Origin of the sequence: Streptomyces sp. NPDC086519, from assembly GCF_040686075.1 — a bacterium.
GTDB classification, from domain to species: Bacteria; Actinomycetota; Actinomycetes; order Streptomycetales; family Streptomycetaceae; genus Streptomyces; species Streptomyces shenzhenensis.
This window is the reverse complement of sequence record NZ_JBFBJL010000093.1, coordinates 1-20,117: the sequence shown is the minus strand read 5'-3', so window position 1 is coordinate 20,117 and position 20,117 is coordinate 1. Positions and strand designations below refer to the sequence as shown.

The following is a 20,117-nucleotide window of genomic DNA, read 5'->3' as shown; positions in this document are numbered from 1 at the left end:
CGCCCAGAGCGGATCACGCGGGTCAGCCGACCTGGCAGGGCAGGCCGGTCGCGCTGTCCCCGCCGTCGCCCTGGACGACGTAGCCGAACGTCGTGCTCTGGCCGGGACTGAGTGAGCCGTTCCAGTCGGTGTTGTGGACCATCACGTCCTGCCCGCTGTAGGTGGCGTCGCCGTTCCAGAGGCTGGCCACCGACTGGCCGCCGGGGAGCGTCCAGTCGACCATCCAGCCGAGCATCGCCACGTCACCGCTGTTGGTGACGGTGACCTCGGACTGGTAGCCGCCCGGCCAGGTGTTGGTCGTGGTCCTGGTGGCGGTACAGGTGCCCGGCGGGGGCTGGGTGGGGTTGCCCGGGTCGTGGATGCCGGTGACCTCGCCGTTGCCGCCGTCGAAGACGACGTCCGAGCAGGAGTAGAAGGTCTCCGCACTGTCCGAGCGCTGCCACACCATGTAGATGATGTGCCGTCCGGTCTTGCCGGCCGGAAGCGTACCGGTCCAGGAGTAGTTGGCCTCGACCGTGCCCGGGGTGCCGTTGAGCGGCGGGTGGTCGACGGTCAGGAACGGCTGGTCCTCCAGGTCGTCCCAGGTGAGCGGCTGGGTCGGGTCGTAGCCGTCCTTGGTGATGTAGACGTAGAACCAACCCGGGTGCGCCGCCCAGGCGTTGTAGGAGAAGTCGACGGTGGCGCCGGAGGTGAGGTGGGTGACCGGCCAGTCGTCGCGGGGCAGGTCGAAGCCGGTGAAGTTGGGATTGCCGCCGCTGCACAACTCGCCGTCCGGCACGAAGCCGCGGGTGCGGCCGGCGCCGTCCGAGCGCAGTACCGAGAACCAGTTGTAGAACGGCGTGGTCCCGCTGACCTGCTCGGCCGCCTTGCAGGCCGGGTTGACGGGCTTGATCTCCCCGGTGTCGGTGAGCGCGTCCTGCCAGCACAGGAAGGTACGGCTGCCGGGTTTCATGGGGGTACCGTGAGCCTGGGCCGGGGTGCCCGCCGCCAGGATCAGGGCGAGGGCGGGGACGGTGGTCACCAGGGCGAGAAGGGCGAGGAAGAGGGCCCGGCCCCGGGTGGGGAGCGGTAATCGGGGAAGTCCCGGGCGGCACGAGGACCGCAGGATTGTCATATGCATGACATTCATACCTCTGTGTGGGGTGAACGGTCGTGCGCGGGTCATGGAGGCGAACGCGGGGTGGAAGCGGGCCCGCCGTCCCGGCGGGTTCCGGTCCGCAGGGGCGAATATGGGAGCGCTCCCACCCCCGCTCTCCTGTGAAGCTAGCGCGGACGGGGGCGGCTGTAAACGGCGCGGCATGGCTTCACTGCTTCGAGTGGCGATACCTTCGTACAGAGGATCACGACGCGTAACCGCGTCCACTCTCTCACCCATGGAAGCAGTGATGACGACACGCCAGCAGGGACCGGCCAACGAGGACAACTGGATGTTCCCGCCTGCTGACGGCTGGACATTCGACCAGGTCAAGAATCTGGAGCTGCCCTTCGACCGGGAACTCGTGGACGGAGTGATCGTGGCTCGTGGGCGGACCAGGTTCTGGCACAACCGTGTACGGGACAAGGTGGCACGCGCCCTGGAGGACGCACGCACCGAGCCCTACGAGGTGGTGGTCGAGCAGTGCGTGATGGTGGACGACCGGAACGTCATCAAACCGGACGCCATTGTCTTCGACCCTCGGAAACTCGACTTCTTCGAGGTGGAGTGCATTCCAACGGCCCACCTCACCCTGGTGGTCGAGGTCGTGTCCCCCGGCTCCCGCCGCGACGACCGCGTGAGCGAGCCCGCCCAGTTCGCCGCGGCCAAGGTCCCCTGCTACTGGCGCGTCGAGCTCGACCGGGACCACAAGCTGACGGTGCACGAGTACTGGCTCAACGCGGACACCCTGTCGTACATCCCCGCCCCCTGCACCCGGCACACCACGGCAAGCTCATCACCGAGCTGCCGTTCCCGGTCGAGATCGACCTCGACTCCCTCGTCGGATTCTGATCACGCCCATACGACCGGCGCATGATCGCAGCCGCCGTCACGATCGCCCTCGCCTTCGCCGGGTACCCCGCCACGTACCTCAACGGCCCGCGGCCGGCCCAGCGGCAGGAGCGGCTCACCCGGGTCGTCTGTCGCTCGTGCCGTTCCCCAGCGAGGAGCCGGCCGCCTGCGCGCGCCGCGGGTTCGGCGAACTGAAGCGGGAACAGGCACGGCTGCCGGGCGCACCGGCCTCCGCACCGGACGCACGGGCTTGGCCCTTCTCCGGCCGAGCCCCTGGAAACTAGACCGGCGCCGTGCGGGCGACGGTCGCCGTTCCGGACGGCGGCAGCTCGGTGACCGGGAGTTCGAGGGTGAACTCCGTGCGGCCCGGGGCGCTCTGTACGTCGATACGGCCGCCGTGGGCCGTGGTGATGGCCGAGGCGATCGCCAGGCCCAGGCCCGAGCCGCCCTCCAGGACGCCGGCACGGGTACGGGAGCTGTCGGCCCGGGTGAAGCGTTCGAAGACCGTCGGGAGGAGGGCGGGCGGGATGCCGGGGCCGTCGTCCCGGACCCGGATCACGCAGGTGGTGGCGGTGGCTTCGACGGTCGCGGTCACGGTCGTACCCGCCGGTGTGTGCACCCGTGCGTTGGCCATCAGGTTGGCCACCGCCTGGTGCAGGCGGGCCTCGTCGCCCAGCACCAGCGCGGGGCCGTCGAGATCGAGTTCCAGCTGCCAGACATGACCGGCGCCGGCCGCCCGCGCGTCCCACACCGCCTCCGCGACCAGCGCTGCCATGTCCACCTCGGCCGCCTGCAGCGGGCGGCCCTCGTCGAGGCGGGCCAGGAGCAGCAGGTCCTCCACCAGGCTGCGCATCCGGGCCGACTCGGCGTTGACCCGGCGCCAGGCCAGGCCCGGCTCGATGCGGTCCGTGCCACGGTTCATCAGCTCGGCGTACCCGGCGATCGAGGCGAGCGGCGTGCGCAGTTCGTGGCTGGCGTCGGCCAGGAAGCGCCGCATGCGCTCCTCGCCGCGCCGGCGTTCGGCCAGGGACGCCTCGACATGGTCGATCATCCGGTTGAGGGCGGCACCGACCTGGCCGGCCTCGCTGCCGGGGTCGGTGTCCTGTTCGGGCACCCGGGTCAGGCCAGTCACCTGCCCCCGGCCGAGGGGCGCGTGGGAGACCTCGACGGCGGTGGCGGCGACCCGGCCGAGCGGGCGCAGCTGCCGTCGTATCACCACCGCGCAGACGCAGCCGGCGGCCGTGAGGCCGACGACGGCGACCGCGGTCTCGACCGCGACCAGGCCGCTGATGGTGTCCAGCACGTCGTCCATGGGCAGGCCGGTCAGGACGCGGATGCCGCTCGCGTCGAGGGCGGCGACCCGGTAGGTGCCGAGGCCGGGGACCACGCGGGTGTGGGCCGAGCCGTCCGGCGCGATGCCCTTGAGGGCGTCGGTCTGGGCGGTGGTGAGCGAGCGCGGGGGCGCGTCGTGGCCGACCACGGCCGCGCTGAGGATGTCGCCCTCGGCGTCGATGCGGGCGGCGAGCATGCCGGCCGGCTGGCCGCCCTCGTCGAGGAAGGCCAGGTCGCGGGTCAGCCCCGGGTGCACGGCGGCGCCGCCCGCGTTGCGCTCCAGCGCGTCGCTCACCCGGTTGTCCAGGTTGCCCAGCAGATAGGCGCGTTGGGCGAACACCGTGGTCAGGGCCATCGCGGCGCACACGCAGACCAGGACGGCGGTGATGAGCACGAGCAGCCGCGTGCGCAGCGACCGGCTCCGCAGCCGGGTGGTCATCTGCCGTCCTCCACGGGCCGTACGACGTGTCCCCTGCCGCGCGCGGTGCGGATCGCCGGTGCCCGGCCCCGGTCGATCGTGCGGTGCGGGCTGGAGACGTAGGCCTCGACGAGGTTGCCGCCGCCGTCGAGGGAGGTGCTCCGGACGTGGCCGAGGATCCGGGTCTTCTTGCCGGGCACCTGGCGCGGACGGTCCAGGAGCAGGCTGAGCAGGTCGAACTCCTTCGCGGTGAGCCTGATCGGGGTGCCGGCCCGCTGCACCGCGCGGGACTCGCCGGTGAGCACCAGGTCGCCGAGGACGCGTACGGAGTCGTCGGCAGGCGGCTGTTCGGTGCCGGCCCGGCGCAGCGGCGCGCGCAGCCGCAGTACGACCTCCTCCGGGGAGAAGGGCTCGGTGACGCAGTCGTCGGCGCCGGCCTCCAGGCCGTCGACACGGTGTTCGACGGCGTCGCGGGCGGTGCGCATCAGGACGGGCAGCCTCGGCCTGTCGTAGCGGAGTCCGCGCAGCACCTGGAGGCCGTCGAGGTCGGGCGGCATCCCGTCGAGCAGCACCGCGTGCGGGGCGCGGCCGCGGGCCGGCCGCAGGACGGTCTGCCCGCCGGGCGCCGGGTGGGGGCGCCGGCCCGCGTCGGCGACGGCGGCCGCGGGCAGCTCGGTGAGACCGGGCTCGTCGTCGACGGCCAGGACGCGGACGCGGCCGGTTCGGGCCCCTGCGGTGGCGGACATGTAGCAAGTCTGTGCCGGTTCGCTGAGGGAACCCTGTGTTCCGACTGAGCTTTGACGATGTCACGTGCGGGCAACGCGCGCCGGAACGCGAAGGGCCGCGTCCCCGGCTGACCGGGGACGCGGCCCGCGCAGGCCCCTTGCGCCTACTTGCGGATCAGGCTGCGCAGCACGTACTGCATGATGCCGCCGTTGCGGTAGTAGTCGGCCTCACCGGGGGTGTCGATCCGGACGACCGCGTCGAACTCGACGCCCGTGTCGGTGGTGACCTTGACCGTGCGCGGGGTGGTGCCGTTGTTGAGCTCCTCGACGCCGGTGAAGGAGAAGGTCTCCTCGCCGGTCAGGCCGAGGGACTCGGCGGAGGCGCCCTCCGGGAACTGGAGCGGCAGCACGCCCATGCCGATGAGGTTCGAGCGGTGGATGCGCTCGTACGACTCGGCGATGACGGCCTTGACGCCGAGCAGCGCGGTGCCCTTGGCGGCCCAGTCGCGGGACGAGCCGGAGCCGTACTCCTTGCCGGCCAGGACGACCAGCGGGATGCCCTGCTCGATGTAGTTGCGGGAGGCGTCGTAGATGAACGACACCGGCGCGTCGGGCTGGGTGAAGTCGCGGGTGTATCCGCCCTCGGTGCCCGGCGCGATCTGGTTGCGCAGGCGGATGTTGGCGAACGTGCCGCGGATCATGACCTCGTGGTTGCCTCGGCGCGAGCCGTAGGAGTTGAAGTCACGACGCTCCACACCGTGCTCGGTGAGGTACTTGCCGGCCGGGGTGTCGGCCTTGATGGCACCGGCGGGCGAGATGTGGTCGGTGGTGACCGAGTCGCCCAGCTTGGCGAGGACGCGGGCGCCGGCGATGTCGGAGACCGGGGCGGGCTCCATCTGCATGCCCTCGAAGTACGGGGGCTTGCGGACGTAGGTCGACTCGGCGTCCCACTCGAAGGTGTTGCCGGTGGGGACCGGGAGCGACTGCCACTGGGCGTCGCCGGCGAAGACGTCGGCGTAGGACTTGTTGAACATGTCCTTGCCGATCGCGTTGGCGACGACCTCGTTGACCTCGGCCTCGGTCGGCCAGATGTCGGACAGGTGGACGGGCTTGCCGTCCTGGTCGGTGCCGAGGGCGTCCTTGGTGATGTCCACCTTCATGGAGCCGGCGAGGGCGTAGGCGACGACCAGCGGCGGGGAGGCCAGGTAGTTCATCTTGACGTCGGGGTTGATCCGGCCCTCGAAGTTGCGGTTGCCGGAGAGGACCGACGTCACGGCCAGGTCGTGGTCGTTGACGGCCTTGGAGACCTCCTCCGGCAGCGGGCCGGAGTTGCCGATGCAGGTGGTGCAGCCGTAACCGACCAGGTTGAAGCCGACCTTGTCGAGGTACGGGGTCAGGCCCGCCTTGTCGAAGTAGTCGGTGACGACCTTGGAACCCGGGGCGAGGGTGGTCTTGACCCAGGGCTTGCGGGTCAGGCCCTTCTCGACCGCCTTCTTGGCCACCAGGGCGGCGGCGACCATGACGTACGGGTTGGAGGTGTTGGTGCAGGAGGTGATGGCCGCGACGGTGACCGCGCCGTGGTCGATCTCGTACGAGGTGCCGTCGGGGGCGGTCACGGTGACCGGGCTGGACGGAACGCCGTTGACGGACGCCGGGGCGTCGGAGGCCGGGAAGGACTCCTTGCCGGCCTCGTCGGCGGTGTCGACGTAGTTGCGCACGTCGGCCTTGAACTGCTCGGCGGCGTTGGCGAGGACGATACGGTCCTGCGGGCGCTTCGGGCCGGCGATGGAGGGGACGACGGTGGCGAGGTCCAGCTCCAGCTTCTCGGAGAAGTCGGGCTCGGCCTTCGGGTCCAGCCAGAGGCCCTGCTCCTTGGCGTACGCCTCGACGAGCGCGACCTGCTGGTCGGAGCGGCCGGTCAGGCGCAGGTAGTTCAGGGTCTCGCCGTCGATCGGGAAGATCGCGGCGGTGGAGCCGAACTCCGGCGACATGTTGCCGATGGTGGCGCGGTTGGCGAGGCTCGTCGCCGCCACACCCTCGCCGTAGAACTCGACGAACTTGCCGACCACACCGTGCTTGCGCAGCATCTCGGTGATGGTGAGGACGAGGTCCGTGGCGGTCGTGCCCGGCTTCAGCTCACCGGTCAGCTTGAAGCCGACGACGCGCGGGATGAGCATGGAGACCGGCTGGCCGAGCATGGCGGCCTCGGCCTCGATGCCGCCGACGCCCCAGCCGAGGACGCCGAGGCCGTTGACCATGGTGGTGTGCGAGTCGGTGCCGACCAGGGTGTCGGGGTAGGCCTGCCCGCCGCGCACCATCACCGTGCGGGCCAGGTGCTCGATGTTCACCTGGTGCACGATGCCGGTGCCCGGGGGCACGACCTTGAACTCGTCGAACGCGGTCTGGCCCCAGCGCAGGAACTGGTAGCGCTCCTTGTTGCGGCCGTACTCCAGCTCGACGTTCTGCGCGAAGGCCTCGTGAGTGCCGAACTTGTCGGCGATGACGGAGTGGTCGATGACCAGCTCGGCCGGGGCGAGCGGGTTGATCTTGGCGGGGTCGCCGCCCAGCTCCTTCACGGCCTCACGCATGGTCGCGAGGTCCACGACACAGGGCACGCCGGTGAAGTCCTGCATGATCACGCGAGCCGGCGTGAACTGGATCTCCTGGCTGGGCTGGGCCTGGGAGTCCCAGTTGCCGAGGGCGCGGATGTGGTCGGCGGTGATGTTCGCGCCGTCCTCCGTGCGGAGCAGGTTCTCCAGCAGCACCTTCAGGCTGTACGGAAGGCGAGCCGAGCCTTCCACCTTGTCCAGCCGGAAGATCTCGTACGACTCGTCGCCCACCTGCAGCGTGCTGCGGGCGTCGAAGCTGTTCGCCGACACGACAGTCTCCTTCATTGATGTGCGCGTACCACCGTCAATCGTGCCGCCACGCCGACTTGGCCGATCCAGTTAGGTCAGACTAAGTTAGGCATGCCTTACTGGAATGGCGGCGACGGTGCGCCTAGGCAGATATCTCGATGTCGAGATAACTCTAGTACACGGGGGCCGGTTGGTCATGCCCAGACCCGCTGCGTGGTGCGCCGCCGCCGGAGACTCCGCGGGCGCGGTGCGGCGACGAGGGCGCCGGGCCGGGCCGAGGGCGCGGCACCGGGGTGACCGAAGGTCCCTCGGCGAGCCTCACGGCGAGGCGGACGCAGACACCACGCCCCGCACGTTCCGCAGGAGCTTCCCGGCCCGGCCCGGCGGGCGCACAGCGGCACGGGACGGCGTACGACGATGGGGGCGCCCTCGCCCGAACGAAGCCGAGCGAAGCCGAGCGGACGCCCGCCGCACTCTCGCCGAGCGGGCAGCCCGGGCCGCGGTCCACCCGGTCGGCGGACAGCACGCCGATGCCGATGGCGGCCCCCTCCGCCGTTCCGACGACGGCCGTGAATCGCCCGGCGCGGGCCCCGTCAATTCACGCTGTCCGGCGACGAGTACGGAATCCGTCCCCCATGTTCCGGAAACCGTGAGCCCGGTGTCGACGCGCGCGCCCGACCGGTCGGCGAGACGGCCGCCGCGCAGCGGTTTCCGATGGCGGAGTGTTCGTCCGGGAGAATTCCGGGAGAAGTCCGGGACGGGTACGGAGAAAGAGCCGGAGTTGTCCCGGAAGACGAATGGGGAGATCCGTTCCGGGGCCGGGCATGCACACTTCTTCGTCGGCCGGGAGAAGTCGGGGGACGATCCGGCGGTTCGCCGCGGCTCAGCCCGGAATACCGATCTCCAAGCACCTTTCCGGACGGTATTCGACGACCGGCGGATAGGCGCAGACGCGGACACAGACGCAGGCCACCGGAATCCACAGTGCGCCGGTCCTGGAAAAGATGTCGTGCAGGGCCGCAATCGGCCGTGGGCAGCGGCACCGCGACCGATCGCGGCGGCGCCGGCCCGCGGCCGCCCGGCACGCCGCCGAAGGCCGGCGCCGACACCCCGTGCGCCGTCGGCCGGTGCGCGGGACCGGTCCTGCCGGTCCGGACACCGGCCTCCTGACCTGCGCAGGGCGGCCCAGATCGGTCAGCGGCCCGTCACGCGTCGGGCACCGGCCCGGCCCGGCAGGGCGGCAGTCGCGCCGGGTTCCGGTTTCCCGTCCGGAATCCTCAGGGCACGGCCGTATGCGCCGCCGTCGCTCGGCACGCCTTCCGTCGCCCAAATCCTTCGAGACAGGTGCGGTCCCCACCAGGTGCGGTGCGCGCGCGAAAATTCCGGGCGCTGCCGCCGGCGCGCCTTCGAGCAGAGCACCGGCGGCGGCGAACGGCACAACGTGCCCGGAATCGGATTCCGTTGCGGATGCTCGCCAGGAACGGCTTGGTGATCTCGCCTTCGGACGCCGTCGAGGCAGTTCCCCGATCGACGTCGGGGGATCCGGGTGGGGTGATCGGCGGCGCTTCCACGGTTCCGGCGAACAAGGCGGTCTCCATGACCACCTGGGGCATTTCCGGTCCCGCCGAATTGAGCCTGGTGGGACCTGCCGGAGAATGGCTTGCCGAACTCCACTCCAGCGTACGGGTGAAAGCCCCCCGGACAACGGCCGACGGAATTCATGACCCCACGGACCACACGACGGGAGCCGCCTTGACGTGCCCTCACCCCCCATGGCGCGCCTCGCGACGACGGTCGACGGGCCGAACGCGTAGGCTCGTTGACACGGCATCACCCGAACGGACCCCCCAACAGGCGCCATCTCATATCTGAGATAACCTCGGCCCCATGGCAGACGACTACCTCGTACGCATCGGCAAGCTCATCCGTGACGCCCGGCAGCACCGCGGCTGGACACAGACACAGCTCGCGGAGGCGCTCGGCACCAGTCAGAGCGCTGTCAACCGCATCGAGCGCGGCAACCAAAACATCAGCCTTGAGATGATCGCTCGAATCGGTGAAGCCCTGGACAGCGAGATCGTCTCGCTGGGCTACGCGGGCCCGATGCATCTGCGGGTGGTGGGCGGCCGTCGGCTGTCCGGCGCCATCGACGTGAAGACCAGCAAGAACGCGTGCGTGGCCCTGCTGTGCGCCTCACTGCTCAACAAGGGGCGCACGGTGCTGCGCCGGGTGGCCCGGATCGAGGAGGTGTACCGCCTGCTGGAGGTGCTCAACTCCATCGGCGTGCGCACCCGCTGGATCAACGACGGCGTCGACCTGGAGCTGGTGCCGCCGGCCGACCTCGACATGGACTCCATCGACGCCGAGGCCGCCGTCCGCACCCGCTCGATCATCATGTTCTTCGGGCCGCTGCTGCACCGCATGGACCAGTTCAAACTGCCGTACGCCGGCGGCTGCGACCTGGGCACGCGGACCATCGAACCGCACATGATCGCGCTGCGCCGGTTCGGCCTGGACATCGCCGCGACCGAGGGGCAGTACCACGCCCAGGTCGACCGGGCGATCCGGCCCAGCCGCCCGATCGTCCTGACCGAGCGCGGCGACACGGTGACCGAGAACGCGCTGCTGGCCGCGGCCCGCCACGACGGTGTGACGGTCATCCGCAACGCGTCCTCCAACTACATGGTCCAGGACCTCTGCTTCTTCCTGGAGGCGCTCGGCGTCGAGGTCGAGGGCATCGGCACCACGACCCTGACCGTGCACGGCATCCCGAACATCGACGTCGACGTGGACTACTCCCCCTCCGAGGACCCGGTGGAGGCGATGAGCCTGCTGGCCGCGGCGGTCGTCACGGAGTCGGAGCTGACGGTCCGTCGCGTCCCCATCGAGTTCCTGGAGATCGAGCTCGCGGTCCTGGAGGAGATGGGTCTCGACCACGACCGCAGCCCCGAGTACTCCGCGGACAACGGCCGCACCCGCCTGATCGACCTCACGGTCCGCCCCTCCAAGCTGGAGGCGCCGATCGACAAGATCCACCCCATGCCCTTCCCGGGCCTGAACATCGACAACGTGCCGTTCTTCGCCGCGATCGCGGCGGTCGCGCAGGGCAAGACCCTGATCCACGACTGGGTCTACGACAACCGCGCGATCTATCTGACCGACCTCAACCGCCTCGGCGGCCGCCTCCAGCTCCTCGACCCGCACCGGGTCCTGGTGGAGGGCCCGACCCGCTGGCGCGCCGCCGAGATGATGTGCCCGCCGGCGCTGCGCCCCGCCGTGGTCGTCCTGCTGGCCATGATGGCCGCCGAGGGCACGTCCGTGCTGCGCAACGTGTACGTGATCAACCGCGGTTACGAGGACCTCGCCGAACGCCTCAACACGGTCGGGGCACAGATCGAGATCTTCCGGGACATCTGATGTGCCGTCCGCGTCCCGCAACCCGGTCCGGTGCCGGTCGTCTCAGGTGTAGATGATCTGGCCGCCGGCCGCGTGCTTGTAGAACTCGCCGACGGTGATGATGTCCTGGACCTGGTCGACGAGGTCGTCCTTGCCGAGTTCGAAGAGGTCGACCGACGCCTTGCAGGCGTAGATGCCGGCGCCGGTGTCGGCGATCATCTCGATGAACTCGGGGATCGGCGGGATGTCGAGCTTGTCCATCTTGCGTTCCATGTACCGGGTGACCAGGTCCGGGACGCCGGGCAGGCCGCCGAGCAGCGTCGGCAGGTGCAGTCCGGGGTTGCCCACGGTGGCCAGCTTGATGTGCTCCCAGTGCTTCTTCGTGATGGCGTCCAGGCCGAAGAAGGTGAAGAACAGGTCGGCCTCGATGCCCTCGGCGCGGGCGCCGTTGGCCATGATCAGGGCCGGGTAGATCCCCTCCAGGGAACCTTTGGAGACGATGATCGAGACCTTCTCGATCGTGGCGGTGTCCGCCATGGCAAACCCCTCCTTCTCGGAGTTCTCAGATGCAGCCGCGCGGCTTGGGGATCCCGGCGATCTTCGCGGCCGTCTTCGCCGGACCCTTCGGGAAGAGCTGGTACAGCTCCTTGACGCTGACGCCGGAGGTCTTGCCGAGGACGCGCACGGTGGGGCCGGTGCCCTTGGCCGCGTACTGGGCGCGCATGAAGCGGATGACGATCCAGTGCCGGTCGGTCAGTTCACCGATCCCCAGTTCGCGGGCGATCTGCCCGGCCATCGGCTCGGTCCAGCGGTCCGGGTCGGTGAAGAAGCCCTCGTCGTCGACGGGGACGGCGGTGTCGTCGTAGGTGGCGGTGGGCATGACGGTGTGCTCCTCTCGTTCAGGCGGATACGTGGTGCTTGCCGTGCTCGGGCATCGCCGAGCCGATGCCGGGCAGTTCCCGGCCGGGCAGGAGGCTGTGCCAGTACAGCCACTCGAAGGCGAGCTTGCCGAGGTGGCTCGCGTGCGACTCCTTCAGCAACGGCAGGCCGACCGGGCCCGGGAAGTGACCGGGTAGCGGCTCGGTGTCGTAGTTGAAGTCGATCAGCAGGGCCTTGTGGAAGCCGGTCTCCACGAAGCAGTTGGCGTGCCCGTCGAAGGAGGCGTCCAGCGGCCGCCCGGCCAGGAACCGGCCGATGTTGCGCACCAGCACCTCGCCCTCGAAGTGCGCCACCGATCCCGCCTTCGACGCCGGCAGGCCCGCCGCGTCCCCGATCGCGAACACCTCGGGGCGGTCGGGGTGCTGGAGGGTGTGCGGGTCGACGGGCACGAAGCCCAGTTCGTCGCCCAGCCCCTCGGAGCGGCCCACGTACTCCGCTCCGCCGTGCAGCGGCACGACGACCGCCAGGTCGAAGGGCACCTCGCGCTCGTCGTACGAGACCAGCCGCCCCCCGGCGCCGTCGACCTCGCCGAGCGTGAACTCGGTGACCAGCTCGATCCCCTTGTCCGCGAGCAGCCCGCCCAGCGCCTTCGCCGCCACCGGCTTCGTGAAGGCCGCGTCCAGCGGGGTGACATAAGTGAGTTGGACCTTGTCGCGGATGCCGCGCCGCTGGAAGTACCAGTCGGCGAGGAAGGCGAACTCCAGCGGAGCCACCGGGCACTTGAGCGGCAGGTCCGCCACGTCGATCACGACGCGGCCGCCGTCGAACCGCTCCAGCGCCTCGTGCAGGCCGGTCGCACCGGCCAGGTCGTAGAAGGTGAAGACCCTCTCGCCCCAGCCCTCGCCGGTCAGCCCCTCGGTCTCCTCCGGCAGCAGCGTCGCTCCGGTGGCGACCACGAGCACGTCGTACGACAACAGGATGCCACCAGCGAGGTGCACCGTCCGGGCGTCCAGGTCCACCCGCTCGATGCGCGCCTGCTTGTAGTCGACGCCGGCGTCCAGCTGCCGGGGCCGGGACCGCACGAGATGACGCGGCTGCGCGAGCCCGAACGGCACGAACAGCAGACCGGGCTGATAGAGGTGGTCGTCATCCTGATCGACGACCGTGACCCGCAGATCCCGCTCGGCGTACGTGCGCCGCAGCCGGTTCGCCGTCATGGTGCCGGCGGTACCGCCGCCGAGAATCACGATGTGTTTGCCCATGCCCCCACTGTCGTGCGGAAGACGACGGCCGAGCATGGGCCACAGGTCCCGATCCGGGTACCCACCCGGGTATGTCTTCGCCCGGGCTCAGCGCCCCCCGGGGGCCGCTTCTCGCCGCGAACCCCCTGAACAAATACCCAGCAGGGTATATCGCGGCGGTAGCGGGTGCGAGGGCCGAACGGCTCCCACCGCACCCCGTCGGCCCCTCGCCCCGCCCCCGCGCTCGGCGGTCGACTGGAATCCGGAACAGCCACCGCCAGCGGGAAGGGCCCGGCCATGACCAGCAGCACACCGCAGTCCCTCGGCACGAACCGGCCGCAGTCCACGGACGTGCACCGTCTTGAGGTCGTCCACGTCGAGCGGGACACCTACACGGTGGACGTCCGCGGCCACCGGTTCCAGGTCGACCAGCCGCCGGAGGCGGGCGGCACGGACACCGCGCCCACCCCGACCGAGCTCTTCGCGGCCTCGCTGGCCACCTGTGTGGCCTTCTACGCGGGCCGCTACCTCCACCGGCACGGCCTGCCCCGCGCCGGACTGCGCGTCCGCACGGAGTTCACCATGTCCACCGACGGCCCGGCACGCGTCGCGGCCCTGCGCGTCGTGATCGAGCCGCCGCCGGAGCTGCCCGAGCAGCGCCGCGCGGGCCTGCTGGCCGTGGCCTCGCACTGCACGGTCCACAACACCCTCCACCAGCCGCCGGAGACCAGCGTCGAGCTGGCACCGTGACGACGGCCTCGGCACCGCCGGCGCAGCTGCTGGTCCCGCTGCCGCCCGTCCGCCCGGAGCGACACCGGGACGACGTGCGCCGCAGGGCCGTGGGCTCGACGGGGGCGAGCTGACGCCCGGGGCGCCCCGGAACCTTCGGGGGCGCCCCTGGGGCGCAGGGGTCAGCGGCTGCGGAGGGCGGCTCGGGCGGCGTCCAGGTCGGCCGCGCGCGGGCGGTTGTGCGGCAGCTTGCCGAGCACGGCCGCCATGCCGCAGGTGTTCGTGAGCGCGGAGAAGACCAGGCCGCCCGCGATGCCGGCCGAGATCAGCAGGAGGGCCGGGTGCACGAACGCCCCGAGGCCGACGCCGAGCAGGACCAGGGTGCCGGCGGTGAAGCGCACCTGGCGTTCCATGCTCCAGCCGGCCCGGGTGTCGCAGGCCGCCGGCGTGTGCAGGTCGTGCCCCTGGGCGGCCCAGGCGCTGGTGCCGCCGGCGAGGGTGGCCGTGGTGATGCCCTGCTCGGCCAGGAGCTTGCAGGCGTTCTCGGAGCGGGCGCCGGAGGCGCAGACGACGAGGACGTCGCCGCGCTCGGCGGCGTGCCGAATCTCCGGCAGTGCGCGCCGGATGTGGTCGAGGGGGATGTTGAGGGCGCCGGGCAGGTGCCCGGAGGCGTACTCGGCGGGCGTGCGCACGTCGATGACGGTGAGCTCGTGCAGGCGGGTGCGGGCCTGGTCGGTGCCGAGGGCGGCGGGAGCGGGGGAAGTGGTCATGGCAGGTGTGATCCTTGGTGGTCGACGTGGTCCCGAACCGGGACGTACAGTACCCCGAGGGGTATTTTTCGAGGAGTGGTCGTGGAACTGGATCTTGCGGGTGCGGAGCTGAAGGCCGTACTGAACCGCCTGCGCCGGGCACAGGGTCAGATTTCCGGCGTGATCCGGATGATCGAGGAGGGGCGGGACTGCGAAGAGGTCGTCACGCAGCTCGCCGCCGCCTCCCGCGCGCTGGACCGGGCCGGTTTCGCGATCATCGCGACGGGCCTGCAGCGGTGTGTGACGGACATGGAGTCCGGTCGTAAGAACGGCGAGGACCCGGAGGCGATGCGGGCCCGGCTGGAGAAGCTGTTCCTGTCCCTGGCGTGAGCACACGTCACGAGGTGCCTCACCGCACCGCGTCGACGAGCATGAAGGCGGCCACGGCCAGCAGCACCAGGGCGAAGATCCGCTGAAGCGTGCGCCCCGAGACCTTCGCGGCCAGCCTCTTCCCGTCCCAGGCTCCGAGGATCGCGGCCCCGACGAAGGGGCCGACGACCGCCCAGTCCAGCCCCTCGACCGTACCGGCACGGCTCGTCAGCGCGGCGAGCGAGTTGACGGTGATGACCAGCAGGCTGGTGCCCACCGCGTTGCGCATCCGCATGCCGAGCACGCCCACCAGCGCCGGTACGGCGAGGAAACCGCCGCCGACACCCAGGACGCCGGTGACCGTGCCGAGCCCGGCGCCGGCCGCCGCGGCACGCCCCGGCCGTACCGTCACGACGCCCTCCGCGGCCTGCCGGGACCGCAGCATGCGCAGGGCGGCCACGCCCGCGACCACGGCGAAGGCCGCCGTCAGCACGGCGGCGGAGATATGGGCGGCGAGCGCGCCGCCCACCATCGCCGGACCGATCCCGGCCGCGGCGAACAGCAGCCCCGTACGCCACCGGACGTGTTCCTCACGGGCGTGCGCGACCAGTGCGGTGGCCGACGTGATCGTGACGATGACGAGGCTCGCGGTGGTCGCCGCGACGGGGCTGAAGCCGAGCAGGTAGATCAGCGCGGGAACGGCCAGGACGCTGCCGCCGCCCCCGAGCGCGCCGAGCGCCAGGCCGATGACGGCCCCGGCGACCAGGGCGAGTATGACCGCGCTCACGCGACGATGCCGTTCCGGCCGCGCCCGTCGACCACCGGCAGCCCCGCTCCCGCCCAGTCCTGCATCCCGCCGATCACGTCCACGGCGTCACAGCCGCGGGCGACGAGCAGTTCGGCGGCCCGCTGCGAGCGGTTGCCGGAGCGGCAGATCACGACCAGGGGCCGCGCCTGTGCGAGAGCGGGCAGCTCCGCGCCCGCGGCCAGCGCGGACAGGGGCAGGTGCACGGCTCGCGGCGCGTGTCCGGCCTGCCACTCGTACGGCTCACGCACGTCCACCAGCACGGCGCCGTCGGCGCCACCGTGTCCGGTGCGCGCGGCCGCCTCCTGCACGCTCACGCGCCCCGGGCCGCCCCGGGCTCGTCGGAATATGCTCATCTCGGTCTCTCGCTCCTTTTCCCGTCTCGGTGAGGAAGTCCGGCCGCCGTGTCAGGGCGTGCGGACGGTGAGTCCCGCCTTCTCGGCGGCGTCGAAGGAGTCGTCCACGGCGACGACGTCCCGGCCCACGGCGTCCAGCAGGGAGGCGGCGACGGCGGCGCGCATGCCGCCCGCGCAGTGCACCCACACCTCGCCGCCGGGCACCTCGTCCAGGCGGCGGTGCAGGGCGTGGACCGGGATGTGGACCGAGCCCTCGACGAACCCGCCGGCCCGTTCCGAGGCCCGGCGCACGTCCAGGACGACGACGTCCGCGATCCGCCCCGCGAGGTCGGCGAAGGTGCCCCTCGGGAAGGAGGCCGGCACCTCGCCCGCGCGCACCCAGTCGGCCGGTCCGCCCGTGGCCGCCGCGGCCGGCCGGTCGATGCCCACCCGGACCAGCTCACGCTGGGCCGCCGCGAGCTGCTCCGGCGACTCGGCGAGCAGCGTGACCGGCTTGCCCCACGGGATCAGCCAGGCCAGGTAGGTGGCGAGCTGCCCTTCGGCCTCGAAGTTGAAGGAGCCCGCGACATGCCCTTCGGCGAAGGCGACGCGGTTGCGCAGGTCCACCACCCACTCCCCCGCGGCCAGCCGGGCGGCGATCTCCTCGGCATCGGCGACGGCGGGCGGGGTCAGGTCGACGGGCGCGGGGCCGCCGGCGTTGGCCGGGCCCATGTGCGTGTAGTAGGCGGGAATGTCGTCCAGGCCGGCCAGCAGGTCGGCGACGAAGGTGTCGACGTCCCGGGTGAGGGCCTCGTTGGACGCCTTCTCCTTGCCGATGGTCGTGTCGCTGCCCTCGGCCTGGGAGGACGAGCAGAAGCTGCCGAAGCCGTGGGTGGGCAGCACGGCCGTCTCGTCGGGCAGTTCGGCGGCCAGCCGGTGCGCGGAGGCGTGCTGGGCACGGGCGAGGTGTTCCGTCAGCCGGGGCTCGACCAGGTCGGGGCGCCCGACGCTGCCTATCAGGAGCGAGCCGCCGGTGAACACGGCGACCGCCGTGCCGTTCTCCTCCAGCACGTAGGAGGTGTGGTGCGGGGTGTGGCCGGGTGTCGCCAGCGCGCGCAGCGTCAGGCCCGCGCCGGTGTCGATCCGCGCGCGGTCGCCGTCGCGCACCGGCACCCGCTGGAACGAGACGCGAGCCGCGGCAGGCACGAGGTAGGCGGCGCCGGTGACCCGGGCGAGCTCCAGGCCCCCGGTGACGTAGTCGTTGTGGACATGCGTCTCGACGACATGAGAGATCCGCACCCCGCGCCGGACGGCGGCCGCGATGACCTGGTCGACGTCGCGGGGCGGGTCGACGGCCACGGCCGTCCGCTCACCGCCGGCGAGATAGCTGCGGTTGCCGAGCCCCGACACCTCGATCGTGTCGACGAAGAACATAAGGTACTCCCATCCAGCGAAGAATTACCCCAGGGGGTATGCGTTCGACGGTAGCATGAGTACCCCCGGGGGTATTATCGGAGGCAGGGAGCGCGAGTGACATCACACGGGCACCTCGCGCACACGACAGGACCCGCGTCCCGGCTACGCGAGCAGACACAAAGGCAGGGAGCACCGCCATGCGTTACGACCGCACGGTCCACCTGGACACCGACTTCGCCACCGCCGTCGCCCGCACCCGTGACGCCCTCGCCGCCCAGGGCTTCGGCATCCTCACCGAGATCGACGTCACCGCGACCCTCAAGGCCAAGCTCGGCCCGGCCGCGGCGGACATGGAGGACTACCTCATCCTCGGCGCCTGCAACCCGGCCCTCGCCCACCGCGCCCTGGACACCGACCGCTCCATCGGCCTGCTGCTGCCCTGCAACGTCGTCGTACGCCGCGACGGCGACCGCACCGCCGTACAGGCCCTCGACCCGGACACGATGGTCGCCCTCACCGGACTCGACGCCCTCCGCCCGGTCGCCGAGGAGGCCACCCACCGCCTCGACGCCGCCCTCGCCTCGCTCCTCCCGGCCGAGCCGACCGACTGAGGGCGGGCGGCAAGGACCACGAGGACCGGCACCGCAACCCGACCGTCCGGAGCCGTGCACCTGCGCGGCGGCCGCGCTGGACACGGCGGTGCACGAGGTCGATGTGCTGCGCCGGCTCCTTGACGACGAGCCGTCCCCGGGCGCCGCCCGGGTCCCGGAGCCGCGGCGTCCGTCGTGGCGGCGTCCGGGAGTTGTCCGCGTGTTGTCACAGGTCGCGGCAGGGGGTTCCCCGGCGTTCACGGCAGGAGCATGGTCTGGTCATGCCGGTCGGCGTCCGTGCCGGAGGCAGACCCGTGGAGGTGCGCCATGTGTTCCCACCAGTCCCCGAGCGCGACGGCCGACCGCGGCCTGGCGCACATCGTGGCCGCCCACCCCGAGCAGGGCTGGACCCTGCTGTGCGACGGGGCGATCGTCTTCGACGACACCGGCGAGCTGCACCCCGACGGCAGCGTGGTCCCGCCGCACCGCGGCCCGGCCGACCGCCTCGCCGTCGCCGCCTGACCCGGCACTAGGGGCCCGGGGCGGGCCCCCGAACCCTGACTCTCATTCAGCCGGGCACCGAAGGTGACCAGCAGTGATGCCGGGGACCTAAAATGATCAACGTGCCCGAGCAACACGCCCCGCGGTCCCTCATCGTCACGCTCTACGGCGCGTACGGCCGCCTCCTGCCCGGCCCGGTGCCCGTCGCCGAGCTGATCCGGCTGCTGGCCGCCGTGGGCGTGGACGCCCCCTCCGTGCGTTCGTCGGTGTCCCGGCTGAAACGACGCGGGCTGCTGGCCCCGGCCCGTACCGCGCAGGGCGCCGCTGGGTACGAACTCTCCGCTGAGGCACGTCAGTTGCTCGAAGACGGCGACCGCCGGGTGTACGCCGGCGCGCCGCCGGAGGACGAGGGCTGGGTGCTCGCGGTGTTCTCGGTGCCCGAGTCGGAGCGGCAGAAGCGGCACGTGCTGCGCTCCCGGCTGGCCGGACTCGGCTTCGGCACCGCCGCGCCGGGCGTGTGGATCGCCCCGGCCCGGCTGTTCGAGGAGACCCGGCACACGCTGTGCCGACTCGGCCTCGATCCGTACGTGGACTTCTTCCGGGGTGAGCACCTCGGTTTCGCCCCCACCGCCGAGGCGGTCGCCCGCTGGTGGGACCTGACGGCGATCGCCAAGGCGCACGAGCAGTTCCTCGACGCCCACGAGCCGGTGCTGCGCGACTGGGAGCACCGGGCGGACACCCCGCCCGAGGACGCCTACCGTGACTATCTGCGCGCTCTCGACTCCTGGCGCCACCTGCCGTACACCGACCCCGGGCTGCCGGCGAGCCTGCTGCCCGCCGACTGGCCGGGCACCCGCTCCGCGGCCGTCTTCCACGCGCTGCACGATCGGCTGCGGGACGCCGGAGGCACCTTCGTCGGCCTGTGACCGACTCCCTGGGCGCCCTGTCGTCGCCCGCTCCACGGACGCCCACTTGTGAAATGCACATGACAGGGTAGTGTCACCTCTTGCACACTGGGAGTCACTCAGTTAAACCTAAGCTTCCTTGACCACTCCTCTCAGAGTTCTTACCTACCCTTCGACAGGTCGTACGCGAGTTCGTCCAAAGGTAAGGAAGAGGTCTGTTGCGCATGACCACCACGCCAAGGGCTCAGGGAGCCACGGTCTGGCTGACGGGGCTGCCGAGCGCGGGCAAGACGACGATCGCCCGCCTCCTCGGCGACCGGCTCAAGGCCGAGGGACATCGCGTGGAGGTCCTCGACGGCGACGAGATACGCCGCTTCCTCTCGGCCGGCCTCGGCTTCTCCCGGGAGGACCGCACCACCAACGTGCAGCGCATCGGCCTGGTCTCCGAGGTGCTCGCGCGCAACGGCGTGCTCTCCGTCGTCCCGGTCATCGCCCCCTACGCCGACAGCCGCGAAGCGGTGCGGAACAGGCACGAGAAGAGCGGGACACCTTACCTGGAGGTGCATGTGGCGACCCCGGTCGAGGTGTGCAGCGAGCGGGACGTGAAAGGCCTGTACGCCAAGCAGGCCGCGGGCGAGATGACCGGGCTGACCGGTGTCGACGACCCGTACGAGCCGCCCACCGATCCGGCGCTGGTGCTGCACACCCAGGACCAGACCCCGCAGGAGTCGGCGGCCGCGGTGCACGCGCTGCTGGTGGAGCGGGGACTGGCATGACCACCTTCTCGCTGTCGCACCTGGACGCGCTGGAGTCCGAGGCGGTCCACATCTTCCGCGAGGTGGCGGGCGAGTTCGAACGACCGGTGATCCTCTTCTCCGGCGG

19 protein-coding genes and 1 pseudogene are annotated in these 20,117 nt (G+C 71.4%); 9 read left to right on the top strand and 11 right to left on the bottom strand.

What is annotated here, in order from left to right:
* Nucleotides 1-22 precede the first annotated feature (22 nt).
* On the bottom strand, nt 23-1,114 hold the full coding sequence (locus AB0P24_RS43945) for a lytic polysaccharide monooxygenase (protein WP_365804399.1): 1,092 nt from the start codon (nt 1,112-1,114) through the stop codon (nt 23-25).
* A gap of 271 nt (nt 1,115-1,385) precedes the next feature.
* Between AB0P24_RS43945 and AB0P24_RS43940 the strand changes: the two genes are divergently transcribed.
* Entirely contained in the window at nt 1,386-2,012 is a 627-nt protein-coding gene (locus tag AB0P24_RS43940) for a Uma2 family endonuclease (RefSeq protein ID WP_365804389.1), read from the top strand.
* Nucleotides 2,013-2,267: 255 nt separating this feature from the next.
* On the opposite strand, the gene AB0P24_RS43935 is transcribed toward AB0P24_RS43940, so the two are convergent.
* The 3 genes from AB0P24_RS43935 to acnA all read right to left on the bottom strand — a co-directional run bounded on the left by AB0P24_RS43935 (nt 2,268) and on the right by acnA (nt 7,341).
* Nucleotides 2,268-3,758: an ATP-binding protein gene (locus tag AB0P24_RS43935; RefSeq protein ID WP_365804386.1), complete on the bottom strand. Its 1,491-nt coding sequence runs from the start codon at nt 3,756-3,758 to the stop codon at nt 2,268-2,270.
* Nucleotides 3,755-4,483, bottom strand: a complete 729-nt coding sequence (locus AB0P24_RS43930; RefSeq protein WP_365804384.1) for a response regulator transcription factor — start codon at nt 4,481-4,483, stop codon at nt 3,755-3,757. The genes AB0P24_RS43935 and AB0P24_RS43930 overlap by 4 nt, the downstream gene beginning before the upstream one ends.
* 143 nt (nt 4,484-4,626) lie before the next feature.
* Nucleotides 4,627-7,341 carry an aconitate hydratase AcnA gene (gene acnA / locus AB0P24_RS43925; protein WP_365804382.1) on the bottom strand — a complete coding sequence of 905 codons (2,715 nt, stop codon included), beginning with the start codon at nt 7,339-7,341 and terminating at the stop codon, nt 4,627-4,629.
* 1,866 nt (nt 7,342-9,207) lie between these two features.
* On the opposite strand from acnA, the gene AB0P24_RS43920 reads away from it, so the two are divergent.
* Nucleotides 9,208-10,737 carry a UDP-N-acetylglucosamine 1-carboxyvinyltransferase gene (locus AB0P24_RS43920; RefSeq protein ID WP_365804380.1) on the top strand — a complete coding sequence of 510 codons (1,530 nt, stop codon included), beginning with the start codon at nt 9,208-9,210 and terminating at the stop codon, nt 10,735-10,737.
* Between the two features lie 42 nt (nt 10,738-10,779).
* On the opposite strand, the gene AB0P24_RS43915 is transcribed toward AB0P24_RS43920, so the two are convergent.
* Genes AB0P24_RS43915 through AB0P24_RS43905 form a run of 3 tightly spaced genes read right to left on the bottom strand, consistent with a single transcriptional unit; the run spans nt 10,780 to nt 12,857 of the window.
* Nucleotides 10,780-11,253 (bottom strand): DsrE/DsrF/DrsH-like family protein, encoded by a 474-nt coding sequence (locus tag AB0P24_RS43915; protein WP_365804378.1) that lies wholly within the window; start codon nt 11,251-11,253, stop codon nt 10,780-10,782.
* 25 nt (nt 11,254-11,278) lie between these two features.
* Nucleotides 11,279-11,596 carry a TusE/DsrC/DsvC family sulfur relay protein gene (locus AB0P24_RS43910; protein WP_365804376.1) on the bottom strand — a complete coding sequence of 106 codons (318 nt, stop codon included), beginning with the start codon at nt 11,594-11,596 and terminating at the stop codon, nt 11,279-11,281.
* A 19-nt stretch (nt 11,597-11,615) separates the two neighbouring features.
* Nucleotides 11,616-12,857, bottom strand: coding sequence for an FAD/NAD(P)-binding oxidoreductase (locus tag AB0P24_RS43905; RefSeq protein ID WP_365804374.1), 1,242 nt, complete (start codon nt 12,855-12,857; stop codon nt 11,616-11,618).
* A 276-nt stretch (nt 12,858-13,133) separates the two neighbouring features.
* Between AB0P24_RS43905 and AB0P24_RS43900 the strand changes: the two genes are divergently transcribed.
* Nucleotides 13,134-13,586: an OsmC family protein gene (locus tag AB0P24_RS43900; protein ID WP_365804372.1), complete on the top strand. Its 453-nt coding sequence runs from the start codon at nt 13,134-13,136 to the stop codon at nt 13,584-13,586.
* Nucleotides 13,587-13,747: 161 nt separating this feature from the next.
* Here AB0P24_RS43900 and AB0P24_RS43895 read toward each other — a convergent pair whose 3' ends face one another.
* On the bottom strand, nt 13,748-14,335 hold the full coding sequence (locus tag AB0P24_RS43895) for a rhodanese-like domain-containing protein (protein ID WP_365804370.1): 588 nt from the start codon (nt 14,333-14,335) through the stop codon (nt 13,748-13,750).
* Nucleotides 14,336-14,416: 81 nt separating this feature from the next.
* On the opposite strand from AB0P24_RS43895, the gene AB0P24_RS43890 reads away from it, so the two are divergent.
* Complete coding sequence (locus AB0P24_RS43890) at nt 14,417-14,704, top strand: metal-sensitive transcriptional regulator (RefSeq protein ID WP_365804368.1); 288 nt, start codon at nt 14,417-14,419, stop codon at nt 14,702-14,704.
* A 19-nt stretch (nt 14,705-14,723) separates the two neighbouring features.
* Here AB0P24_RS43890 and AB0P24_RS43885 read toward each other — a convergent pair whose 3' ends face one another.
* Genes AB0P24_RS43885 through AB0P24_RS43875 form a run of 3 tightly spaced genes read right to left on the bottom strand, consistent with a single transcriptional unit; the run spans nt 14,724 to nt 17,257 of the window.
* A complete protein-coding gene (locus AB0P24_RS43885) occupies nt 14,724-15,470 on the bottom strand; it encodes a sulfite exporter TauE/SafE family protein (protein ID WP_365804366.1) in 747 nt (248 codons plus the stop codon).
* Entirely contained in the window at nt 15,467-15,844 is a 378-nt protein-coding gene (locus AB0P24_RS43880; protein WP_365804364.1) for a rhodanese-like domain-containing protein, read from the bottom strand. Before AB0P24_RS43880 ends, AB0P24_RS43885 begins: the two co-directional genes overlap by 4 nt.
* Before the next feature lie 51 nt (nt 15,845-15,895).
* Complete coding sequence (locus AB0P24_RS43875) at nt 15,896-17,257, bottom strand: MBL fold metallo-hydrolase (protein ID WP_365804362.1); 1,362 nt, start codon at nt 17,255-17,257, stop codon at nt 15,896-15,898.
* 179 nt (nt 17,258-17,436) lie between these two features.
* Here AB0P24_RS43875 and AB0P24_RS43870 point away from each other — a divergent pair, with 179 nt between their 5' ends.
* The 5 genes and pseudogenes from AB0P24_RS43870 to AB0P24_RS43850 all read left to right on the top strand — a co-directional run.
* Complete coding sequence (locus AB0P24_RS43870) at nt 17,437-17,850, top strand: DUF302 domain-containing protein (protein ID WP_365804360.1); 414 nt, start codon at nt 17,437-17,439, stop codon at nt 17,848-17,850.
* 306 nt (nt 17,851-18,156) lie between these two features.
* Nucleotides 18,157-18,351 (top strand): DUF5999 family protein, encoded by a 195-nt coding sequence (locus AB0P24_RS43865; RefSeq protein ID WP_365700259.1) that lies wholly within the window; start codon nt 18,157-18,159, stop codon nt 18,349-18,351.
* Between the two features lie 92 nt (nt 18,352-18,443).
* Nucleotides 18,444-19,256: a PaaX family transcriptional regulator C-terminal domain-containing protein gene (locus AB0P24_RS43860; RefSeq protein WP_365804358.1), complete on the top strand. Its 813-nt coding sequence runs from the start codon at nt 18,444-18,446 to the stop codon at nt 19,254-19,256.
* Between the two features lie 203 nt (nt 19,257-19,459).
* Nucleotides 19,460-20,011: an adenylyl-sulfate kinase gene (gene cysC / locus AB0P24_RS43855; RefSeq protein WP_365804356.1), complete on the top strand. Its 552-nt coding sequence runs from the start codon at nt 19,460-19,462 to the stop codon at nt 20,009-20,011.
* Nucleotides 20,008-20,117, top strand: a pseudogene (locus tag AB0P24_RS43850) (sulfate adenylyltransferase small subunit); the annotation flags it as partial. The gene cysC and the pseudogene AB0P24_RS43850, both read left to right, overlap by 4 nt.